Source organism: Streptomyces sp. NPDC002754, from assembly GCF_053592315.1.
The window spans coordinates 209,157-229,836 of the sequence record NZ_JBSFVM010000003.1 but is presented as its reverse complement, the minus strand read 5'-3'; the positions used below and the strand labels follow the sequence as shown (position 1 = coordinate 229,836).

18 protein-coding genes and 1 pseudogene are annotated in these 20,680 nt (G+C 71.1%); 4 read left to right on the top strand and 15 right to left on the bottom strand.

Annotated features, from left to right (window positions below; genetic code table 11):
* Nucleotides 1–308 precede the first annotated feature (308 nt).
* Both ACWD2L_RS10810 and ACWD2L_RS10805 read right to left on the bottom strand, forming a co-directional pair.
* Nucleotides 309–1,244, bottom strand: a complete 936-nt coding sequence (locus ACWD2L_RS10810; RefSeq protein ID WP_451188722.1) for a DsbA family oxidoreductase — start codon at nt 1,242–1,244, stop codon at nt 309–311.
* Nucleotides 1,241–1,687 (bottom strand): RrF2 family transcriptional regulator, encoded by a 447-nt coding sequence (locus ACWD2L_RS10805; protein WP_451188719.1) that lies wholly within the window; start codon nt 1,685–1,687, stop codon nt 1,241–1,243. Before ACWD2L_RS10805 ends, ACWD2L_RS10810 begins: the two co-directional genes overlap by 4 nt.
* 138 nt (nt 1,688–1,825) lie before the next feature.
* On the opposite strand from ACWD2L_RS10805, the gene ACWD2L_RS10800 reads away from it, so the two are divergent.
* Nucleotides 1,826–2,335, top strand: a complete 510-nt coding sequence (locus ACWD2L_RS10800) for a cupin domain-containing protein (protein WP_451188716.1) — start codon at nt 1,826–1,828, stop codon at nt 2,333–2,335.
* Nucleotides 2,336–2,357: 22 nt separating this feature from the next.
* Nucleotides 2,358–3,287: an aldo/keto reductase gene (locus ACWD2L_RS10795; RefSeq protein ID WP_451188713.1), complete on the top strand. Its 930-nt coding sequence runs from the start codon at nt 2,358–2,360 to the stop codon at nt 3,285–3,287.
* A gap of 79 nt (nt 3,288–3,366) precedes the next feature.
* Here ACWD2L_RS10795 and ACWD2L_RS10790 read toward each other — a convergent pair whose 3' ends face one another.
* The 4 genes and pseudogenes from ACWD2L_RS10790 to ACWD2L_RS10775 all read right to left on the bottom strand — a co-directional run bounded on the left by ACWD2L_RS10790 (nt 3,367) and on the right by ACWD2L_RS10775 (nt 8,598).
* A complete protein-coding gene (locus ACWD2L_RS10790; protein WP_451188709.1) occupies nt 3,367–4,596 on the bottom strand; it encodes an MFS transporter in 1,230 nt (409 codons plus the stop codon).
* 160 nt (nt 4,597–4,756) lie between these two features.
* On the bottom strand, nt 4,757–5,623 hold the full coding sequence (locus ACWD2L_RS10785) for an MSCRAMM family protein (RefSeq protein WP_451189387.1): 867 nt from the start codon (nt 5,621–5,623) through the stop codon (nt 4,757–4,759).
* Nucleotides 5,624–5,674: 51 nt separating this feature from the next.
* A pseudogene (locus tag ACWD2L_RS10780) lies at nt 5,675–7,927 on the bottom strand (MMPL family transporter); the annotation flags it as partial.
* Nucleotides 7,928–8,040: 113 nt separating this feature from the next.
* Entirely contained in the window at nt 8,041–8,598 is a 558-nt protein-coding gene (locus ACWD2L_RS10775; RefSeq protein WP_451189384.1) for a TetR/AcrR family transcriptional regulator, read from the bottom strand.
* Between the two features lie 178 nt (nt 8,599–8,776).
* On the opposite strand from ACWD2L_RS10775, the gene ACWD2L_RS10770 reads away from it, so the two are divergent.
* Nucleotides 8,777–9,181, top strand: coding sequence for a GNAT family N-acetyltransferase (locus tag ACWD2L_RS10770; protein ID WP_451188707.1), 405 nt, complete (start codon nt 8,777–8,779; stop codon nt 9,179–9,181).
* Nucleotides 9,182–9,192: 11 nt separating this feature from the next.
* Here ACWD2L_RS10770 and ACWD2L_RS10765 read toward each other — a convergent pair whose 3' ends face one another.
* From ACWD2L_RS10765 to ureA, 4 genes are all read right to left on the bottom strand, one after another.
* Nucleotides 9,193–10,878 carry a thiamine pyrophosphate-dependent enzyme gene (locus ACWD2L_RS10765; protein WP_451188704.1) on the bottom strand — a complete coding sequence of 562 codons (1,686 nt, stop codon included), beginning with the start codon at nt 10,876–10,878 and terminating at the stop codon, nt 9,193–9,195.
* A complete protein-coding gene (locus tag ACWD2L_RS10760; RefSeq protein WP_451188701.1) occupies nt 10,875–12,209 on the bottom strand; it encodes an MFS transporter in 1,335 nt (444 codons plus the stop codon). The genes ACWD2L_RS10765 and ACWD2L_RS10760 overlap by 4 nt, the downstream gene beginning before the upstream one ends.
* Before the next feature lie 74 nt (nt 12,210–12,283).
* Nucleotides 12,284–13,969, bottom strand: coding sequence for an urease subunit alpha (locus tag ACWD2L_RS10755; protein WP_451188698.1), 1,686 nt, complete (start codon nt 13,967–13,969; stop codon nt 12,284–12,286).
* Nucleotides 13,966–14,586 (bottom strand): urease subunit gamma, encoded by a 621-nt coding sequence (gene ureA / locus ACWD2L_RS10750; RefSeq protein ID WP_451188696.1) that lies wholly within the window; start codon nt 14,584–14,586, stop codon nt 13,966–13,968. Before ureA ends, ACWD2L_RS10755 begins: the two co-directional genes overlap by 4 nt.
* 124 nt (nt 14,587–14,710) lie before the next feature.
* On the opposite strand from ureA, the gene ACWD2L_RS10745 reads away from it, so the two are divergent.
* Nucleotides 14,711–15,895, top strand: coding sequence for a PucR family transcriptional regulator (locus tag ACWD2L_RS10745; protein WP_451188693.1), 1,185 nt, complete (start codon nt 14,711–14,713; stop codon nt 15,893–15,895).
* Nucleotides 15,896–15,944: 49 nt separating this feature from the next.
* Here ACWD2L_RS10745 and ACWD2L_RS10740 read toward each other — a convergent pair whose 3' ends face one another.
* From ACWD2L_RS10740 to ACWD2L_RS10720, 5 genes are read right to left on the bottom strand one after another with little or no spacing between them, the layout of a single operon-like run.
* On the bottom strand, nt 15,945–16,676 hold the full coding sequence (locus ACWD2L_RS10740) for a glutathione S-transferase C-terminal domain-containing protein (RefSeq protein ID WP_451188690.1): 732 nt from the start codon (nt 16,674–16,676) through the stop codon (nt 15,945–15,947).
* Between the two features lie 52 nt (nt 16,677–16,728).
* Nucleotides 16,729–16,884, bottom strand: coding sequence for a hypothetical protein (locus ACWD2L_RS10735; RefSeq protein ID WP_451188687.1), 156 nt, complete (start codon nt 16,882–16,884; stop codon nt 16,729–16,731).
* A 60-nt stretch (nt 16,885–16,944) separates the two neighbouring features.
* Nucleotides 16,945–18,072: an LLM class flavin-dependent oxidoreductase gene (locus ACWD2L_RS10730; RefSeq protein WP_451188684.1), complete on the bottom strand. Its 1,128-nt coding sequence runs from the start codon at nt 18,070–18,072 to the stop codon at nt 16,945–16,947.
* The gene (locus ACWD2L_RS10725; RefSeq protein ID WP_451188681.1) at nt 18,065–19,447 is read right to left on the bottom strand and encodes an NtaA/DmoA family FMN-dependent monooxygenase; all 1,383 of its coding nucleotides are present in this window, start codon (nt 19,445–19,447) and stop codon (nt 18,065–18,067) included. The genes ACWD2L_RS10730 and ACWD2L_RS10725 overlap by 8 nt, the downstream gene beginning before the upstream one ends.
* A 16-nt stretch (nt 19,448–19,463) precedes the next feature.
* Nucleotides 19,464–20,660, bottom strand: a complete 1,197-nt coding sequence (locus tag ACWD2L_RS10720; RefSeq protein ID WP_451188678.1) for an LLM class flavin-dependent oxidoreductase — start codon at nt 20,658–20,660, stop codon at nt 19,464–19,466.
* Between the last annotated feature and the right edge of the window lie 20 nt (nt 20,661–20,680).

Below are 20,680 nucleotides of genomic sequence, written 5' to 3'. Positions count from 1 at the left end.
GCGGGGGCACGCCGGTGGGCAGGGCGGAACGTGGTGAAGGAGGCATGACGGATGAGCGGCTCGAGGAGCCGGCCGTCAGGAATCAGCGCCCGAGGCATCCGCAGGACGGGGTTCGGGCACGCTGGAAGCTACATGGAGGCGGAGAGGGTCAGCGACAGAGTGCGCTACACGTGCGCCGCAGGTCCACGTAGCGGCACACCACGCCGGGGTGCGTCGTCAGCATGCTGCACATCCTGACCCGCCCGATACCCGGCTGTCAATGGACACCAATTGGTGTCTCATTACGCGGGACGCGTCGATGTCGCTGGTCAACGCACTGACAGCGGACCGGAATTGCCGCTGGGGCGTGTCGCCGGATGCACCTCGGCCTCACTCGGGCAGAGCCACAGCGGGCCGTTCGCGGTATCGGCACGGACCGCGTCCGGGGGCGGCCAGGGCCCGTGCACCAGGGCCGTCCGCTCGGGTTCTGTCAGCGTGCGGTGGCGGCGCAGCGCCTCATCGGCGGGCAGCCCTCGCACTGGTGCGATCAGTCCGGGGCTCAGCTCCTCCACGGCCGCGACGTACTCGCGGTACGGCCGCCACCCCGGCACCGCCCGCTGCCCCGCCTCCCCGCACACCAGCACCGTGGGCAGGGCGTACCGCAGCCCCGTACCGTCGTCCGTCTCCTTCGCCCCGCCGGGGTGCGGCGAGTCACCGGGCGACGGCGCGAGCACCTCTGCCACCGGTCGCCGGGCCTCGGCGCGATCGGCAACGACCGCCTCCCGTACGGGATTTGATGTGGCGTCACTGCGCAGCCGGTCGGGGTCGAGTCCGGGGACGTCGCGTACGGCGCTCAGGGCGAGGTCGAGCGTGTCGGCGGGCTCCCCCAGGACGAAGACCGTCTCGCGCAAGCGGCGCAGCGCCCACGCGGCCGACTCCTCCCCCTGCGCCTCCGCCGCCTTTGCCACCAGGGACGCGGGCCAGGAGCTCACCGCGACCCGGCTCAGACGGGCGGCGTACGGGGCGCCGGTGTGCGCGCCGACCTCCTCGATGTAGCGCGCGTACCAGGCGGTCTCCGCGGCCGGGTCGGGGGCCGGGTCATCGTCGTCGTCGAAGAGGATGCAGTACACGCGACGCCAGCGGACCTGCCCCGCCAGCGCCTGGCGCAGCCTGCGGAAGGTCGGCTCGGAGCCCCAGGACCAGGGACACAACGGGTCGGTGTACTCGACGACTTCGAGCTGCCGCGTCACCGGATCGCCCCTCACGCGGCGCCCTTCGCGGCGACGGACTCAGCCCCGTCCTCGACCTCGGCCTTTTTCAGCAGCGCCGCCACCGTCACTCCGCCCAGCACCGCGGCGGCGTCCGACTCGATCCGCCGCCACACCTCCGGCAACCCTCGCGCGGCTCCGGCGTAGCCGAGCCCGGACAGAGGGTCGCCGCGCAGGGTGATCAGCTCGCCGTCGACGGCGCGGGTGACATCGAGCAGCGTGATCGCGTCGGCCGGCACACCCAGCCAGTACCCGCCCACGCAGCCGCGCTGGCTGCGCACAAGGCCGGCCCTGCGCAGCTCGCCCACCACCGATTTCAGGAACCGGAAGGGAATGCCCTGGGCATCGGCGATGGCCTCGCAGGTGAGCGGGCGTTCGGGGGCGCGGGCAAGCTCGAGGAGCGCACGCGTGGCGTAGTCCGCCTTCGCGGAGATATGCATGGCCACATGATGCCCGAAGACCGCCGCAGGGCAAGGTCCGGGCGCATACCGGCCCGAACATTGCGGGAACATTGCCGCAGGTGAGAGCCAATGGACACCTCTTGACATCTTTTCTGTCGCCGCTCTAGCGTCGCCACCATGACCGAGCCGTTGACGACACCCGGTGAGGGCTTCCACCCCCATCTCCACGACGCCCCGAACTCCGCCTCCGCTCCCCTGCGTTCGCGGCTGCACCATGTCCGCGCCGGTGCCCTGGACGGCGACACCGCGCAGAGCGGCGGCATGCGGCGCTTCGCCGCCGTCAGCGGGAACACGGTGGGGTCCGAGAAGCTGTGGATGGGCCAGACCCATGTCGCCCCGTCGACCGCGTCCTCCGACCACCACCACGGCGAGTCCGAGACAGCGATCTACGTGGTGAGCGGGCACCCGGAGTTCGTGTTCCTCGACGACTCGGGCGCCGGCGAGGAGGAGATCAGGCTGCGCACCTCGCCCGGCGACTACATCTTCGTCCCGCCCTACGTGCCGCACCGCGAGGAGAACCCCGACCCGTCCGACGAGGCCGTGGTCGTCATCGCCCGCAGCACGCAGGAGGCCATCGTGGTCAACCTGCCGAAGCTGTACGCGCTTTCGGATCCCGACGAGTCCTGACCGGCTCTGCGAGGATGGCTCCATGAAATCGATCTCCTTCCCCGGTGCCAAGGCGCCGTCCTCGAACGTCGTCCTGGGTCTCATGCGCATCGCCGAGATGGGCGACAAGGACATCCGCGCCCTCTACGACAGCGCCCGCGACGCCGGGATCAACAGCTTCGACCACGCCGACATCTACGGGCCCACGCGGCACGCCTGCGAGGAACGCTTCGGGCAGGCGGTCACGCTGAGCACCGCGGAGCGCGAGTCGATCGTCATCCAGAGCAAGGTCGGCATCCGGCCCGGCTTCTTCGACTTCTCGCGTGAGCACATCCTGCGCACCGTCGACGAGTCACTCGCGGCCCTGCGCACCGACTACCTCGACATGCTGCTCCTGCACCGCCCCGACACCCTCGTCGAGCCGGAGGAGGTCGCGGCGGCCTTCGACGAGCTGCACGCGGCGGGCAAGGTCGTGAACTTCGGTGTCTCCAACCACACGCCCGGCCAGGTCGAGCTGCTGAAGTCGGCGGTGCGTCAGCCGCTGGTAGCCAACCAGGTCCAACTGAGCATCACGCACGCCCCGTTGATCGCCCAGGGTGTCGCCGCGAACATGGCGGGGCTCGACCAGTCGGTGAGCCGGGACAACGGGCTGCTCGACTACTCGCGGCTCAACAAGATGACCCTGCAGGCCTGGTCGCCGTTCCAGAAGGGCTTCTTCGACGGTGTCTTCATCGGCGACCGCGAGAACTACGCGGAGCTGAACACCGCGCTGGACGAGCTGGCCGCGAAGTACGAGGTGACACCGACCGGCATCGCGGTCGCCTGGATCACCCGGCACCCGGCCGACATGCAGGTCGTGCTCGGCACCACCAACCCCGGGCGGGTCGCCGAGTCGGCGGCCGGCTCGGACATCCCGCTGACCCGCGAGGAGTGGTACCGGCTGTTCAGGGCGGCGGGCCACACACTGCCGTAACGCCTGCCTGACGGATCCGGCCGAAGTCGCGGGCCGTAGCCGCACCGGGCCCCGCCTCCACGGGCGGGGCCCACCGCGGTCACTCGCAGTGCTGCCGCGACCGCTCGGCATCGGTCCGCGAGGCGACCTTCGCCGGGGAGCGGGCCCCCACCGCCGGGGCGAGGAAGACGGCCACCGTGGTGAAGGCGAGCACGACCACCATGGCCGTCCGCAGCCCGTAGTGGTCCCCGAGGAAGCCGAGGCACGGCGGTCCGACGAGGAACGCGACGTAGCCGAGCATCGCCACGAGGCTCACCCGCGCCGCCGGGTTCTCGCCAGAGTCACCGGCCGCCGAGAGCGCGACGGGGAAGCCGAGCGAGGCGCCGAGCCCCCAGAACAGCACGGCCGCACTGGCGAGGACGGCGGAGTCGGAGAAGACGACCAGGGCGATGCCGAGCGTCGCCGACACGGCGCTGGCCCGCACGACGGGCTTGCGGCCGAGCCGGTCGATGAAGAACCCCCCGACGAACCGGCCGATCGTCATCGCGGCGGCGAAGCCGGTGTAGACGGCGGAGCCGAGCGCGGCGTCCATGTCGTGGCCGTCGACCATGAGCAGCGGCAGCCAGTCGTTCGCGGCTCCTTCGGCGAGCGCCATCGCGAGGATGATGCCTCCGAGGAGGAGCAGCTGCCGGTCCCGCCACACCTTCGCCTTGGACGCGCCGCCCGCGGGCCCTTCCGTGTGCGAGCCGCCCGTCGCTCTGCCGACGCCGGTGGGGATGGCCCGGATCGCGTAGCCGAACATGGCGGTGGTGACCACGGCGACGGCGATCAGGTGCCACTGCACGGGGAAGTCGACCGCCGTGCACAGGATGCCGACCGCCGCCCCGAGGACCGTCCCCAGGCTGAAGAAGCCGTGCAGCGTCGGCAGGATCGTGCGCGCGGTGATCCGTTCCACCTCGGCGCCGTCGATGTTGATGGCGACCTCTCCCCCGCCCATTCCGGCGCCGAAGAGAAGCAGTCCCGCGGTGACGAGGGGTGCGGAGGACGCCATCGCGCCGAGGCCGATGACCGCCATGCTGCAGGTGATCAGCACCGTCGCCACGCCCATGACGGGACGGGATCCGAACCGGCTGACGAGCGTTCCCGAGCACAGGATGCCGATCATCGAGCCGACGGAGAGCCCGAAGAGGATGAGCCCCATCTGTGCGGTCGACGCGCCGAGTTGGTCCCGTACGTCGGGAGTCCGGGTCACCCATGACGACATCGACAGGCCGGGTATGAGGAAGAAGAGGAACAGTGCCGTCCGTCTCCGGCGGGTATCCAGGTCCATCGCCAACGTGCTCTCTCTTGCGGGGAGTTCGAGATATTGATCATCGCCACGCTCCCACATCCGGGGAGGCGACGGGCCCGTACTGCTGTACTGCGCATCAGTAGGGGCGGCGCCCACCTGCTTCGGTGGGCGCCGCCCCTGGACCGCTGACGTAAGGGAGTTACGCCTCCGGGTGGCTCAGCCTGATGTCGAGATCGCCCGGCTCGGTGTCGCCCACCCGCAGCGTCTGCGCGGCCGGCGGGTACCCCGTGGCGATGACCGAGTAGTCGCCCGCGTCGAGGTCGGTGAAGGCGTACGCGCCGTCCGACCCGGTCGTCGTCGTGGCGATCACATTGCCCGCCGCGTCGACCAGGGTGACCCGCGCGTCGGCCAACAGGCCGTCCTCCGTGCCGGCCCGGACCACGCCCTGCACCCGCTTGCCGACGCCGAGCACGAGCTCGACCCGGGTCACGCCCTGCGCGCCGGTCTCCACCTGCTGCGCCGTGGGCCTGAAGCCCGGCGCGTTGACGGCGAGCGTGAACATGCCGTTCACCAGGCCGCCGCAGGCGAAGTCGCCGTGCAGTCCGGTGCGCGCGGTCGCCACGACCTCGCCGCGGACATCGGTGACGACGACCAGCGCCTCGGGCACCGGCCGGCCGCCGGACTCGCGCACAAGGCCCGCGAGGCCGCCGGTACCGGTGAGCACGATGTCGTGGGAGAGGAGTTCCCCGTCCACGGTGACCGTCGAGGCCTGCGGCTGGTGCCCGTCGGCCGCGACGATCAGCACGTAGGTTCCCGCGCCGGGTACGTCGAGGCTGTAGGCGCCGCCGAAGTCGGTGACGGAGCGGCTGATCTGCCGGCCGCCGGTCGAGATCAGGGTGATGGCGGCGTGCGCCACGGCCTCGCCGCCGCCGGTGCGGACGGCGCCGAGGATGCCGTTGCCGTTCGGGGTGAACGACCCTGCGCCGCCGCCGGTTTCCGCGGCGGACGCTGTCGCCAGGTGCTTCTGCGGCTGCGCCGCGCCCTGCGCGCCGACCGAGGCCGTCACGAGCTCGCGCTCCGGCTCGGTCGGGTGCGGAACGGCGCCGTGGGGCACCTCGTCGGCGGGCCGCGCCGTGCGGGCCTCGTCGAGCTCGCGCAGGCCCTCGCCCTCGACGTCGACGTTGGGCAGTGCGCGGTCCAGCCACTTGGGCAGCCACCAGGCGCCGCGTCCCATGAGCGCGAGGACCGCAGGGACGATCGCCATGCGCACGATGAACGCGTCGAAGAAGACAGCGATGGCGAGTCCGAAACCGATCATCTTGATCATGGATTCGGTCGAGCCGATGAAGCCCGCGAACACGGCCATCATGATGACCGCGGCCGCCGTGACCACACGGGCGCTGTACCGGAACCCGGTGACGATCGCCTCCTTGGCCGTCTCCCCGTGGACGTAGGCCTCGCGCATCCGCGTCACGAGGAACACCTCGTAGTCCATCGCGAGGCCGAAGACGACACCCACCATGAAGATGGGCATCATCGACATCACGGGCCCGGTCTCCTCGATGCCCATGAGGTCGGCGAGCCAGCCCCACTGGAAGACGGCGACGACGGCGCCGAGCGCGGCGAGGACCGACAGCAGGAAGCCGAGTGCGGCCTTCAACGGCACCAGGATCGAGCGGAAGACGACGATCAGGAGCAGGAAGGCGAGACCGACGACGAGTGCGAGGTACGGCAGCAGCGCGTCGTTGAGCTTCTGCGACACGTCGATGTTCATCGCCGTGGAGCCGGTGACCATCAGCTCGGCGCCCGAGTCTGCCTTGAGTCCTTCACCCGCGTCGCGGATGTTGTGCACCAGGTCCTCGGTGTCCGTCGAGGTCGGCTTCGACTTCGGGACCACGCTGAGCATCGCGGTGTCACCGGACTTGTTGAACGTCGCCGGTGTCACCACGGCGACGTCGTCGAGTCCCTTGATGGTCTTGGTGACATCACCGACGGCGGTCTTCGGCGTTTCGCTGCCCTTGGCGTCGACGACGACCATCAGCGGCCCGTTGAAGCCGGGGCCGAAGCCCTCGGAGAGCAGGTCGTACGCCTTGCGCTGGGTGGTGTCGGTGGGCTGCGAACCGTCGTCGGGCAGGCCGAGTTCGAGGTCCATCGCCGGTACGGCGGCCGTGCCCAGGGCGATCACACCGAGCAGCAGCACGGCGACCGGGTGCTTCACGACGAGGCGCGCCCAGCGGGTGCCCAGAGCGGGCTTGGGCTCGGCGTGCTCGCCGTGGACGTGGCCGTGTCCCTGTCCCTGTTCCTGTTCCTGTTCCTGCGCGGTGCGCTGGGCCTTGCGCTCCTTGCGCCTGCTCTTGGCCCCGGCGGGGCGCACCCGGCGCCGGGCGATGCCGAGCAGGGCGGGGATCAGGGTCAGCGCGACGAGGACGGCCACGACGACGGTGCCCGCGGCGGCGAAGCCCATCTTCGTCAGCATCGGGATGTTCACGACGGCGAGGCCGACGAGGGCGATGACGACGGTCAGTCCTGCGAAGACGACGGCGGACCCGGCGGTACCGACGGCCCGCCCGGCTGCTTCCTCACGTTCACGCCCCTCGGCCAGTTCGGCCCGGTAGCGGGTGACGATGAACAGCGCGTAGTCGATGCCGACCGCGAGACCGATCATCATCGCGAGCGTCGACGTCGTGGAGTCCAGCTCCAGCGGCTTGGCGAGTGCGGTGATGGCGGAGACACCGATGCCGACACCGAACAGCGCGGTGAGGAGCGGGAGTCCGGCCGCGATCAGCGAGCCCAGGGTGATCACGAGGACGACGGCGGCGACCACGACGCCGATGACCTCGGTGGACCCCGTCTCGGGCACGGCCTGCAGCGCGTCGCCGCCGACCTCCACAGTGAGTCCCTCGTCACGGGCATCCTGCGCGGCGTCCTCCAGCGCGTCGCGCGAGGAGTCCTCCAGCTCCATGCCGGAGACCTTGTACGCCACCTGCGTGTAGGCGATCTCGCCGTCGCGGCTGACCGACTTGGACTTGAAGGGGTCGGTCGCGCTCTGGACCTCGGAACCGGCGCCGAGTTCCTTGACGGTGTCGCGCACCACGTTCTGGTTGGCGGCCGAGGTGATCCTCTCGCCGTCCGGCGCCTTGAACACGACGCGCGCGGTGGCGCCGTCGGCGCTGCCGCCAGGGAAACGTTGTTCCAGTAGGTCGAAGGCCTTCTGGGCCTCGGTGCCCGGGATCGAGAAGGAGGAGGATGCGGCCGTGGGGGCCTGGGAGGCGCCGACACCCACGGCGGCGAGGACCACCACCCAGAAGAGAGCGACGAAGTACCGTCGCCGATAGGCGAATCGGCCCATTTTGTAGAGGAATCGAGCCACGAGGGCGTACTCCCGGTCAGGTCGTATGTGGTGCTGGGCAGGGGACTTCGGCCCGACGACGGTGAGCGGTGGCGTCAGGTACGGGGAGAGTCGGTGATGTGTGTGGGGGGGGATCAGGCGCAGAGGGCGGGGAGTACCACTGCGTCGATGTATGAGATGAGGTACTCCTGGGTGGGCGGCAGTTCGTCGATCACACCGCGGGTCGCCATGGCGCCGACCATCATGTGCAGCGTGAAGTCCATCGCCGGGTTGTCCTGGCGGATCTCGCCCCGGGCGACGGCTCTCTGGAGGACCTGGTCCAGCTCCTCCAGCTCGGGTTCGATCAGCAGCTCCCGGAAGGCGCGCAGCAGATCGGGATCGCTGTGCATCGCCATCGCGAGTCCCCGCATCAGGGCGGTCGACTCCTCGACCGAGCAGTCGTCCTGACGCCGGGCCAGCGTGAGGAGGTCCCCACGCAGCGTTCCGGTGTCGATGGCGGCGATGTCGACCGGCTTGTGGTGTCGCATGGCCTTGACGACGAGCGCGGCCTTGCCGCCCCACTGGCGGTAGAGCGTGGCCTTGCTCGAGTGCGTGCGGGCCGCGACGGCGTCCATGGTCAGCGCGTCGTAACCGACTTCACGCAGCAGCCCTAGCACGGCGTCGTACAACTCGGCCTCGCGCTCCGCCGTCATACGTCTGCGCCGCACGGTGCCGGTCCCACTCACGCGCTACTCCCCCATCATTGCTGTGCCGAACATTGCTGTGCCGAACGAAACGGTTTCGTACGTCGGCAGACTAACCCGCCACCGAGATGAAACGAAACCGTTTCGTTAGTGTCGCGGATCACTCCCTGTGCCAGGGTGGAGCCCCATGAGCGAAGCGATCACCTGCACGTGGCGCGATCCCGTCTCCGACGAGGAGATGGTCGACCTGGTCCGGTCCCACGGCGGAAACGACATCGCCGGCTGGTGGACCAAAATCCAGAAATACAGCCTCGGCTGGGTGACGGCCCGCGACACGGGCGGGCTCCTCGTCGGCTTCGTGAACGTGGCGTGGGACGGCGGCGACCACGCCTTCCTGATCGACACCAAGACCCGGGGCACGCACCAGCATCGCGGCATCGGCTCGGCGGTCGTGCGCCTCGCGGCGTCCAGTGCGCGGGAGTCGGGCTGCGAGTGGCTCCACGTCGACTTCGGGCCCGAACTCCGCGACTTCTACTTCGAGGCGTGCGGATTCAGGCCCACGGATGCGGGCCTGATCCATCTGCGCCCCTGAGCCCCTGAGCCTCAGCCCTGGGCGCGTCCCCTCTCACGGAGCGAGGTGACGGTGACGCCGGGAGACAGCCGCCCCTCCGTCACCTTGAGGTGGATGATGGCCGCGCGGCCGCATGCCAGCGCGCGGTCCAGGGCCGGTGCGAACTCCTCGGTCGTGGTGACCGTCTCGCCGTGGGCGCCGAAGGCACGGGCGTACGCGGCGAAGTCCGGGTTGCCGAGGGCCGTGCCGCTCACCCGGCCGGGATACTCCCGCTCCTGGTGCACGCGGATCGTGCCGTACTGGGCGTTGTCCAGGACGAGGATCAGCGGGGCCGCGCCCTCGGCCACGGCGGTGGCGAGTTCCTGACCGTTCATCAGGAAGCAGCCGTCACCCGCCACTGAGACGATGCGGCGGTCCGGGTGCGCGATGGCGGCCGACACGGCGGCGGGGACGCCGTACCCCATCGAGCCGTTGCGCGGGCCGAGTTGGCGCATGCCGTCGCGGTACGTGAGGAACCGCTGGGCCCAGATGGCGTGGTTGCCCGCGCCGAACGTGACGATCGTGTCGCCCGGGAGCCGGTCGTCGAGGTGGGCGAAGACCTCGCCGAGGTCGAGCGGATCGCCGTCCGGCTCCGGGGTGCGGGCGGCCAGGTGCTCGGACCTGGCCTGCTTGGTGCGCTCCGCCCAGGGCACAGGCGCGGCGGGGCGCTGGGTGCGTATCGCGGTGCCGAACGCCTCGGGGCTGGCGAGCAGGGTGAGTTCGGCGCGGTGGACGACGCCGGGCGGCTGCGCCTCGGGAAGCACCTGCACCAGTCGCGGACCCGCCTCGTCGCCGCCGACCGTGGGCAGCGCCCGGTAACCGTCCGTGGTGACGTCCCCGGGTGCGGCTCCGATGCTCACCAGCAGGTCCGCCTCACGCACCCGTTCGGCGAGCGCCTTGGCACGCCCGTAGCCGAGGTTGCCCACGTAGACGTCGGCCTCGTTGTCCATCAGGTCCTGGCAGCGGAAGTCCACGGCGACAGGCAGCGACCATGCCTCGGCCCAGGCGCGTACATCGGCGCGTGCCCGGCCCGTCCAGCGGCTGCCGCCGAGCAGCACCACGGGCCGCTCGGCCGACGCCAACAGGCCCTCCAGTACGGTGAGTTCCTCAGCCGATACACCGCCTTGCGGCACCGGCAGCGGCGTGGCGTCGGCCACCTCGACGACGTCCGTCAGCATGTCCTCCGGAAGTCCGAGGACCACGGGCCCCGGCCTGCCGCTGCTCGCGACGGCGAAGGCGCGGGCCACGTACTCGGGGACGCGGGCCGCGTCGTCGATCGTCTCGACGAGCTTGGCGTTGGTGCCGAACGTGCCCCGCAGGTCCAGCTCCTGGAACGCGTGCCGGTCGGTGTGGTCGCGCGGCACCAGGCCGACGAAGAGGACCAGCGGGGTGGCGTCCTGGTGGGCGGTGTGCAGCGCGACAAGGGCGTTGGTGGCGCCGGGTCCCCGCGTCGTGAAGCACACGCCGGGGCGCCCGGTGAGTTTGCCGGATGCCTCGGCCATGTACCCGGCGCCGCCTTCGTGGCGGCACACCACCATGCGGACCGGCGCGTCGTACAGGGCGTCGAGGACGGCGAGGTAGCTCTCGCCGGGCACACCGTAGACGGTGTCGACGTCGTGGGCCCGGAGTTGGTCGACGAGGACCTGGCCGCCGGTGCGGGCGGGAGAGTGCGCGGTCATGCGGGAACCTTTGCGTTCGGGGTGTCACTGGAGGGAAGGGAGCCGTGCCGGCGCAGCACCGTACCGGCCGCTACGGACCCGGCGACAGTGCAGGCGGCCACGACGACGAGGAGCAGTGCGGCGCCCCACGAGGCGCCGCCCGCGGCGCCGGTGACCGAGGCCGCGATGAGCGGGATGAAGCCCCCGAGGACGCCGGCGAGGTTGTACGACATGGCGACCGCGCTGTAGCGGAACTCCTCCGGGAACAGCGAGGTGACGACCGCGCCGATCGGGCCGTACGGGATGGAGAGCGCGCCGATGCCGAGCGCGACGCCGAGGTACACCAGCGGTGTCTGCTTGGTGTCGACGAGCCAGAAGGCGGGGAACGCGGCCACCATGGTGACGGCGGCGCCGATGGCGCACACCTTCCAGGAGCCGATGCGGTCGGCGAGTCGTCCGCCGGCGATGATGACCACGATCTCGACGACGGCGCCGACGACGGTGGCGTTGAGCATCGTCTGTTTGTCGATGCCGAGTTCGCCGGTTCCGTAGCTGATGATGAACGTGGTCATGAGGAAGAAGCCCCCGACGCCGAGGAGCGCGGCCCCGATGCCGACGATCATGCGGCCCCACGTCCGGCGGAACGCCTCGACGAGCGGCGCGGGCGGCGGCCCGTTGCGCTCCGCGTCCTCCTGCATGGCGCGGAAGACCGGGGACTCCTCGATGCGTACGCGCATGTAGAGCGCGAAGCCGAGCAGCGGGAACGCGGCGAGGAACGGCAGGCGCCAGCCCCAGGAGTAGAAGGCGTCGTCGGGCAGCATGCCGACGAGGGCGAAGGCACCGCTGGACATCAACGTGCCGACCGGTGAGCCGAGTTGGGGTACGGAGGAGTAACTGCCGTGCTTTTCCTTCGGGGTGTGTTCGAGCGTGAGCAGCATCGCGCCCGACCACTCGCCGCCGACGGAGATGCCCTGGACGAAGCGGAGGACGGTGAGCAGGATCGGCGCCCAGATGCCGATGCTGCCGTACGAGGGCAGCAGGCCGATGCAGCCGGTGGTGGCGCCCATCATGACGACGGTGATGATGAGGGACACCTTGCGCCCGTAACGGTCGCCGATGTGACCGAAGATGGCGGCGCCGATGGGGCGGGCCACGAAGCCGACGGCGAACGTACCGAAGGAGGCGAGGGTGCCCGCGGCCGCGCTCAGTTCGGTGAAGAACAGCTTGTTGAAGACGAGCGCGGCGGCGGTGCCGTAGAGGAAGTAGTCGTACCACTCCAGGGCGGTGCCACTGAACGCGGCGAACAACAGCCTTCTGATGTCCTTGAGCGGGGGCTTCACGGTTGTGCTCACGGGGTCTCCTGGGGAGGGGCGGCCTGGGTGGCCGGAGCGGAAGGGTGACCGTGGCGTGCGGGTGTGCGGGAAAATCAGGCGAAGTGGTGCAGCTGCGCGAGCGGCAGCTCGGTGGCGGCCGGAGTGCCCGTCTCGACCCCGTCGACGAGAACCGGTGCCGGCTCGCGCGGCACCACGACCCGGGGCGTCGCCGTGTTGTGCAGCATGTCGGCACGGGTCAGACCGCGGCTGTCACGGATCGGGGCGTACGTGAGCCCCTTCGGCAGCGCGGCCCGCGCGGCGCGGTCGTTGAGCGCGGCCTCGGCGACGAAGACCTTGGCGAGCCGGGCGGGCGCGGCACCCAGCGACCCGAAGTAGGGCTTGTAGGAACGGGGTTGGGTGAGCCGGGTCGACCCCGAGCCCGAGCCCGTGTTGCCCCACGCCACGAACCCGGACTTGATGACCAACTCCGGCTTGCTGCCGAACCACTTGGGGTCCCACAGCACCAGGTCCGCCATCCGCCCGGCCTGCACGGTGCCGACCTCGTGGGCGAGACCGTGCGCGATGGCCGGGTTCAGCGTGATCTTCGCAAGATAGCGCAACGCCCGTACGTTGTCGGGTCGTTCCACTCCCCCGCCGCCGTTCGCGAGCGCCTGGACGTGGGCGAGCTGCCACGTCCTGCGCACGGTCTCGGCGATCCGGCCCATGCCCATGGAGTCGGAGTTGACGATGGAGATGGCGCCGAGGTCGTGCAGCGCGTTCTCGGCGGCGATGGCGTGCTCGCGGATCCGGCCCTTGGAGATGGCGACATCGCTCGCGGAGGCGTGGTTCTGCCGGTGCACGGTCATCGTCATCGGGAACAGCTCGCCGACCGTGTTCGGGGTGTACGGCACGGTGGGTGTCGTCGACGAGGGCAGGATGTTCGGCTCGGAGAGGATCTCCAGGAGGTCGGGGTGACCGCCGCCGCCCTCCACGTGGTACGCGTGCACGGTGCGGCCGCGCGTGGCGCCGAGGGTGTCCCTCAGGTACCCGGACTCGTTCATGGAGTCGGTGTGCAGCGCGACAGGGAGGTCCGCCTGTTCGGCGGTGTCGAGGCAGGTGTCGATGATGCGCGGGGTCGCCCCGAAGTCCTCGTGGATCTTGAAGCCGCCGGCCCCGGCGAGGGTGATCTCGTCGAGCAGCGCCCGTGAACTGGACGAACCGCGGGCCAGGAAGGCGATGTTGAGCGGGGTGTCCTGCCAGGCGCTCATCAGCGTATGCAGGTTGTGGGTGGGGTTGCAGCCGATCTCCCAGACGCCGCCGAGGCCCATGCCGACGAGCGTGGTGACTCCGGCGGACAGCGCGGCGGGCGCGACCTCGGGCGAGGACAGGTGTACGTGACTGTCGACGACGCCGGGCGTGGCGATGAGCCCCTCGCCCGGCACCACGGAGGTGTGCGAGTCGATGGCGTACTCGACGTCCATCACGTCCGGGTTGCCGACGCCACCGACGGAGACGATCCGGCCGTCCTTGATGCCGATGTCGGTCTTGCGCACACCGAGCACGGGGTCCATGAGGACGACACCGGCGACCACCATGTCGAGGGCGGAGTCCCGGTCGGAGCGCGGCGAGGCGAGGAGTCCGTCGCGGACCGTCTTGCCGCAGCCGCCGAGGAGTTCGTCGCCCGGGGTGCCGTCGTCGGCCTCGACCTCCACCCACAGGCAGGTGTCGCCGAGCCGGATCCGGTCGCCGGTCGTGGGCCCGTACAGGGCGTGGTACGTGCGGCGGTCGACGCTGGTCATGCGCGCTCCTCGGTCGTACGGGTCTTGCGGTCGGCCAGGTTCCTACTGCTGGCGGGGATGACGACGACTTCGCGCTCTTCGCCGGGTTCGAAGGCGAGGGCGGTGCCGGCGGCGATGTCGAGGCGCAGCCCGCGGGCGGTCTCGCGGTCGAGTTCCAGCGCCTGGTTGACCTCGTGCAGCGGGTAGTGCGAGGAGACGTAGACGACGCGGTCGCCAGTGTTGCGGAGGGTGAGGGTGGTGCGCGGGCGGCCCACGTTGATCTCGACGGGTGGTGCCTCGGCAGTGCGCACGGCGCCCGGACCCTCGGCACTGGCGGGGCCGATCGGCCGGTCGACGGCGACCAGCGAGGTCCCGCTCGGGAACAACGCCTCCACCTGCACGGTCGTCACGATGTCGGCGACCCCGTCGAGCACGTCGTCGACGGTGAGCACCCGCTCCGCCGTCTCGATCACCTCGTCCAGGCTCAGCCCGTCCCAGGCGGCCTCCAGGATCTCGTCGCAGATCAGGGCGATGGCCTCGGGGGCGTTGAGTCGGCGTCCGCGCGCGCGGCGCCTGCGCGCGAGTTCGGCGACGGTGAACAGCTGGAGCCGTTCCTGTTCACGAGGGGTCAAGTGCACGGTCGGATGGCCCTCCTGGTCGGCGGGCCCCGGACGCTTCGCCCAGGGATCGCACCAGGATCCTCGACATCGGGCACAGAACCAACGTTGAAACATCCCTCTCGCATCACCGAGAATTGGTCACATGCACAATTCCGAAGGTGGGGGCCGCCCCGGCCTGCCCCCGACCTCGCCGCGCATCGCGGAACTCGCCGGGCAGTGCCTGGACAATGTGGACGACCTGATCGGCGAGTGGCTGGGGATGGTCGGCCCGGTGCGCACGGCGTACGCGACCCAGGTGCCGGACGTCCAGTTCCGCGACTCGGCCTGGCAGGCCTTCGAACTACTGCTGCGCACGGTGGCGCGGCTTCCGGTGCCGCCGCACGTCACGGACGTCTCACGGCGGGTGGGCGAGGAGCGCGCCCGGCAGGGCGTCCCGCTCGACGCGCTCCTGGAGGCGGCGCGCCTCGACTTCCGGGTGGTGTGGCAGGCGCTCGTGAACCGGGCGCGGCCGGAGGACATGGCCGATCTGGCGGGCTCGGCGTACCACGTGTGGGAGGCGGTCGAGCGGCATGTCACCGGGATCATGACGGCGTACCAGCGCACGGTCCTGGAGATGGGGCGCCGCGAGGAGGACGAGCGGCGCATGTGGTTCGCCCGGCTCCTGGAGACCGAGGGCCGCAACCCGACCGTCGTACGTGACGCGGGCCGCGCCCTGGGGTTCGCGGACGACGGCCGGTTCCTGTGCGCGGCGTCATCGGCGGCGGCCGGGCCCGGCCTGCACCGTGCGGGCCTCGCGCTGCGCGGGGCGGGGGCCGCTGTGCAGCAGCAGATGGTCGGCGGGGACGCGGTCCTGGTGGTGCAGCTCAGCGGCCGGATCACCCGCCCGTACCTCCTGGACCAGTTGCAGGACTCGCCGTGCGGGGTGGCTCCGCAGGCGGCCGGGCTCGCCGCCGTGCCGCGGGCCACGGTGCTCGCGGTGGCGACGGCGCAGGTGCTGCCCGCGGACACGCGCTCGCCACGGCTCCTGGAGGACAGCTGGCTGGACGTCCTCGCGCACCGTGCCGGTGACTTCGGGCGTGACCTGGCCGCGGACGTGCTGGGGGCGTTGCGCGGTCCCGGTGTCACGCGCACGGAGGCGGACCGGCTGCTGCACACCGTGCGGGTTCATTTGGCCGGCTCGGGGTCCATCGCGGACACGGCCGACGTGCTGTACTGCCATCGCAATACGGTGCAGCATCGCTTCAACCGGTTCTACGAGTTGACCGGGCGGGATCTGCGGAGGCCGGCGGATGCGGCGTTGGTGGCTGTGGCGTTGCGGGTGAGGTGACCGGGTCGCCGTGGTTGCGGGCGCGGGGCTCTGCCCCGGACCCCGCGCCTCAATCGCCGGCGGGGCTGGACGGAGTGAGCGCGGAGAAGTAGCGCGCGAGGTGCGGTGTGAAGGCGGGGTGCTCGGAGAGGCGTCGCAGGTACGCCGTGAGCCTGGGGTGGCCGGTCGTCCGGTGTGCGGTACCGGGGTGCATCAGCGTCGACCACAACCGCACGTCGGCGAGGGTGAGTTGGCCGCCCAGTACGAACTCCCGGCCCGCGAGCCGCCGTTCGAGGACGTTCAGCGCGCGCAGCAGGGTGGCGAGGCCGGTGTCGTCGCCGCGCCGGGCGGATGCGGTGATGCCCCGCTCGCACAGCCGGCCCACCGCGTCGATCGCGTTCTCGGCGCCGCGTGGGAGGAGTTCGGGGCCGTGCTCGCCGAAGTGCCGGGCGAGGTCGCGCAGGATGTCTCCGGGGTGGGTGCTGACGATCCGCCCGGTCCACTCGTCGCTGAGCACCGGCACCAGGGCCGGCCCGGGGTACTGGTGGGACGTGGCCTCGTACAAGGGGACCAGGGCCCGGTGCCCGCCGCCAGGTGCGTCGGGCACGGTGGACAGCAGGGTCACGGGGAGGGTGTCGTCGAGGTGGAGCAGGCTATGGGTGACGGCGATCTGTAGACAGTGCGGGCAGGACGGCGACAGGTGGAGGCGGTAGCGGTGCGGGGCGGCGTAGTAGCCGCTGCGCGCGTCGCAGCCGATCCTGCTCCGGAAGGTGGGCACGGCGGACGGGGCCGATGCGGACATGCGTCTCCCTGGGGGTGCTCGATCACGGGCGTACGGGCAGACGTACGAAGTGTCAGGCGTGGGCGGCGAGTTGGCTGCCGCCGTGGGGAGAACCCGCCGCGCTGCACACCCGCGCGAGATCGATGTGACGGCGGGACGTGAGCCGGGGCAGTGCCCCGACGGCGGCGCGGACAGCCGGGCTGCCGAGGTCGCGCGCCGCTCCGTCCATCATTCCCTACCGTTTCACTAGGATTCCCTTAGAGGAGTGTGTGGCCGTGTGGACTCCGCGTCAAGAGCGCTTCCACTCCTCGGCCAGCAGCTCGTAGGAGCGGACCCGGTCGGCGTGGTCGTGGGTGATCGTCGTGATGAGCAGCTCGTCGGCCCCGGTGGCCTCCTGGAGCTGGGCGAGGCGGCGGGCCACCGTGGGCGGCGAACCGACGAACCGAGTGTCCAGGCGGTCCTGCACGAGCGCGCGGTCGGCCTCACTCCAGGCGTACTCGCGGGCCTCGTCCGGCGTCGGGAAGTCGATGGCTCCCTCGGCGTTGCGGATGCTGCGCACCCACAGGCCGTAGCCGGTGGCGAGTTCGCGGGCGGTGGCGTCGTCCTCGGCGACGACGACGTCGGCGGAGACACTGACGTACGGCTTGTCGAGGGCGTCGGAGGGCTGGAAGAAGGACCGGTAACCCTCCACCGCTTCCAGGACAGTGGCGGGGCTGACGTGGTAGTTCGCGGCGAACGGCAGTCCGCGCGCGCCCGCGACCTCGGCGCTCTCGCCGCCGCTGCTGCCGAGGATCCACACGTCGACGTCGGCGCCCTCCCCCGGTACGACGTGTGCCTCGACCCCGTCGGGGGATATGTAGGCACCTGCGAACAGGGCGAGGATGTCGTCGATCTGCTCGGCGTAGTCCTGCGCCTGTGCGCCCGGCTGCTGGAGAAGCTTGCGTTGCAGCGCGACGCGGGGCGAGCCGAGGAGGTGCTCGAAGGAGTAGCGGGGCGGGATGACGAGGCCGTTGGGGGCGGCGCCGTCGACGACCGGGGTCGCGGTGGGCTTCGGCGCCGCGGACTGCGTGGGCGGCCGTCCACCGGAGCGGCCGAGGCCCAGATCGATGCGCCCGGGATGCAGCGCGTCGAGGAGCCCGAACTCCTCCACGGTGGACAGCGCGGTGCGGTGGCCCAGCTGTACCGCGCCGGAGCCGAGCCGGATGGACTCGGTGGCGGACGCGGTCAGCGCGAGGACGACGGCGGGCGAGGTGCCGGCGACGCCGGGGTTGAGGTGGTGCTCGGCGAACCAGTAGCGGGCGTAGCCGAACCGTTCGGCCTGCTGGGCGAGGTCGATGGAGTTGCGCAGGGCGTCGCCCGCGGTCGAGCCGGACGCCACCGGGACCAGGTCGAGGACGGCGAGGGGGATGTCAGACACGGGAGAACTCCTCGGTGGTCGCGGTGGCGTCGTCGGGGTGGGCCAGGCCGAGGTGGTCGCGCAGGGTGGTGCCCTCGTACTCGGTACGGAAGACGCCCTGTTCCTGGAGGAGCGGGACCACCGTGTCGGCGAACTCGTCGAGGCCCGTCGGGGTGATGTGCGGGACGAGGATGAAGCCGTCGGCGGCGTCGGCCTGGACGTAGTCGTTGATGGTTTTGGCGATGGTGGCCGGGGAGCCGACGAAGTTCTGGCGGTTGCCGGTGTGGATGACGAGGTCGCGGATGGACCACTTGTTGGCGGCGGCGAGCTCGCGCCACTCGCGGGCGGTGGCCAGCGGGTCCCGGTACATGCGGACCTGGGCGCGGCCCTCCGCGATGTGTGTGTCACCGATGTCCGGGTCGATGTCGGGAAGCGGGCCCTCCGGGTCGTACGAGGACAGGTCCCGGTTCCAGACGAACTCCAGGTGCTTGAGCGCGGTGGCCCCGCTGACCTGGTGGCGGCGCACCTCGCGGGCGAGTTCCTCAGCCTCCGCGTCGGTGTCGGCGAGGGCGAAGGTGGCGGAGGGCAGGATGAGCAACTGGTCCGACGTACGGCCGTACTTGGCGACGCGGGACTTCACGTCGGCGTAGAAGTCGCGGCCCGCTTCGAGGGTGCCGTGCCGGCTGAAGATGGCGTCGGCCTCGGCGGCGGCGAACTCGCGACCCTCGTCGGAGTCCCCGGCCTGGAAGACGACAGGGCGGCCCTGTGGGGAGCGCGGGACGTTGAACTGTCCGTGGATGTCGAAGTGTTGGCCGGTGTGCACGAAGGAGCCGGCTTTGGCGTCGCGCAGGAAGGCGCCGGTCTCCTGGTCGGCGAGGAGCTCGTCGTCGTGCCAGGAGTCGAGGAGCTCGTTTGCGGTGGCGAGGAACTCCCGGGCGCGTGAGTACCGTTCGCGCTGTGGGAGGAAGCCTCCGCGGCGGAAGTTCTCGCCGGTGAAGGCGTCCCAGGAGGTGACGACGTTCCACGCGGAGCGGCCGCCGGAGAGGTGGTCGAGGCTCGCGAACTGGCGGGCCACCTCGTAGGGCTCGTTGAAGGTCGAGTTGATGGTGCCGGTCAGCCCGATGCGGTCGGTGACGGCGGCGAGCGCGGCGAGGACGGTGAAGGTGTCGGGGCGGCCGACGACGTCCAAGTCGTAGATCTCTCCGCCCTGTTCACGCAGGCGCAGCCCCTCGGCGAGGAACAGGAAGTCGAACTTGGCGCGTTCCGCGGTCCGCGCGAAGTGGGCGAAGGAGCTGAACTCGATGTGACTTCCGGCCCGCGGGTCGCTCCACACGGTGGTGTTGTTGACGCCGGGGAAATGCGCGGCCAGATGGATCTGCTTCAGCGGCTTGGTCATGGGTGTTCCTTCCGGCTCACGCGGCGGCATAGCGGTTGGTGGGGCGGTCGAGGCCGAGGAGGCCGCGCAAGGTGTCGGCCTCGTACGCGCGGCGGAAGAAGCCGCGGCGCTGGAGTTCGGGGACGAGGCCCCGGGTGATGGCCGGCAGGTCGTGCCCCACGACGGCGGGCCGCAGCCGGAACCCTGTGAGCCCGGCGCCGTGCAACTCCTGGAGCAGGTCGGCCAGTTGGACGGGCGTGCCCGCGAAGATCCGGGCATCGCTCTCGTACGGCGCTCCGTCGAGCGCGTCGAGCCGGTCCCGGCGGGCTGTGGCGACGGCGGGGGCCTCGTCGAGGAACACCACGAGGTCACCGAAGACGTGCAGGGGCTCGACGGACCGCCCGGCCGCGTCCTGCTCGACGCGGATCCGGTCCACGATGGCGCGGGCCTGCCCGGCGTCGTGCGGGGTGACGTATCCGACGTCGGTGGCGCGGGCCACCAGGCGGTACGGGACGGTGTCGTGCGCGAGGGCGGTGACGAGCGGCTGGCCCTGCGGCGGCCGGGGTGTGATGGAGGGGCCGCGGACGCTGAAGTAGCTGCTCCGGAAGTCGACGTAGTGCAGCTTGTCCCGGTCGATGAAGCGGCCGGTGGCGGCGTCCCGGATCTCTGCGCCGTCCTCCCAGCTGTCCCAGAGCCGCCGCACGACCTCGACGTAATCGGCGGCCTCGTCGAAGAGTTCAGTCACCAACTCCCTTGCGCCCGGGCTGTTGTAGGCGTCGATGCGGTCGATGGTGCGGCGGCCGAAGTGGGCGGCTTCGTTCGGGCGGGCGTTGACCTGCACGCGGACTCCGGCGCGGCCCTCGCTGACGTAGTCGAGGGTGGCGATCGCCTTGGAGAGGTGGAACGGCTCGGTGTGCGTGACCACGGCTGTCGGGACCAGGCCGATGTGCCGGGTCAGCGGCGCGATGCGCGAGGCGATCAGTACGGCGTCCAGCCGGCCGCGGACCTGATCGGTGCGCTCGTCCGGATCGAGGAAGTGGCTGGACTGCGGTCCGAGCCCGTCCTCGATGGTGACGAAGTCGAGCAGGCCCCGCTCGGCCTCGGCGACGAGCTCGGCCCAGTAGGCGGCGGTGAACAGCTCGCGCGGCCGGGACACTTGCTCACGCCAGGAGGCGGGGTGCCAACCGGTGCCGTCGAGGGCGACGGCGAGATGCAGGGAGGGAGATGGAGACACGAGGGGTGCCTTTCTGTAAG

What these genes read in the sequence shown, in the direction of transcription:
- ACWD2L_RS10805 (WP_451188719.1), bottom strand. Translation starts at nt 1,687, where the DNA reads ATGCATATCTCCGCGAAGGCGGACTACGCCACGCGTGCGCTCCTCGAG.
- ACWD2L_RS10800 (WP_451188716.1), top strand. Translation starts at nt 1,826, where the DNA reads ATGACCGAGCCGTTGACGACACCCGGTGAGGGCTTCCACCCCCATCTC.
- ACWD2L_RS10795 (WP_451188713.1), top strand. Translation starts at nt 2,358, where the DNA reads ATGAAATCGATCTCCTTCCCCGGTGCCAAGGCGCCGTCCTCGAACGTC.
- ACWD2L_RS10790 (WP_451188709.1), bottom strand. Translation starts at nt 4,596, where the DNA reads ATGGACCTGGATACCCGCCGGAGACGGACGGCACTGTTCCTCTTCTTC.
- ACWD2L_RS10775 (WP_451189384.1), bottom strand. Translation starts at nt 8,598, where the DNA reads ATGACGGCGGAGCGCGAGGCCGAGTTGTACGACGCCGTGCTAGGGCTG.
- ACWD2L_RS10770 (WP_451188707.1), top strand. Translation starts at nt 8,777, where the DNA reads ATGAGCGAAGCGATCACCTGCACGTGGCGCGATCCCGTCTCCGACGAG.
- ACWD2L_RS10765 (WP_451188704.1), bottom strand. Translation starts at nt 10,878, where the DNA reads ATGACCGCGCACTCTCCCGCCCGCACCGGCGGCCAGGTCCTCGTCGAC.
- ACWD2L_RS10755 (WP_451188698.1), bottom strand. Translation starts at nt 13,969, where the DNA reads ATGACCAGCGTCGACCGCCGCACGTACCACGCCCTGTACGGGCCCACG.
- ACWD2L_RS10745 (WP_451188693.1), top strand. Translation starts at nt 14,711, where the DNA reads ATGCACAATTCCGAAGGTGGGGGCCGCCCCGGCCTGCCCCCGACCTCG.
- ACWD2L_RS10740 (WP_451188690.1), bottom strand. Translation starts at nt 16,676, where the DNA reads ATGTCCGCATCGGCCCCGTCCGCCGTGCCCACCTTCCGGAGCAGGATC.
- ACWD2L_RS10735 (WP_451188687.1), bottom strand. Translation starts at nt 16,884, where the DNA reads ATGGACGGAGCGGCGCGCGACCTCGGCAGCCCGGCTGTCCGCGCCGCC.
- ACWD2L_RS10725 (WP_451188681.1), bottom strand. Translation starts at nt 19,447, where the DNA reads ATGACCAAGCCGCTGAAGCAGATCCATCTGGCCGCGCATTTCCCCGGC.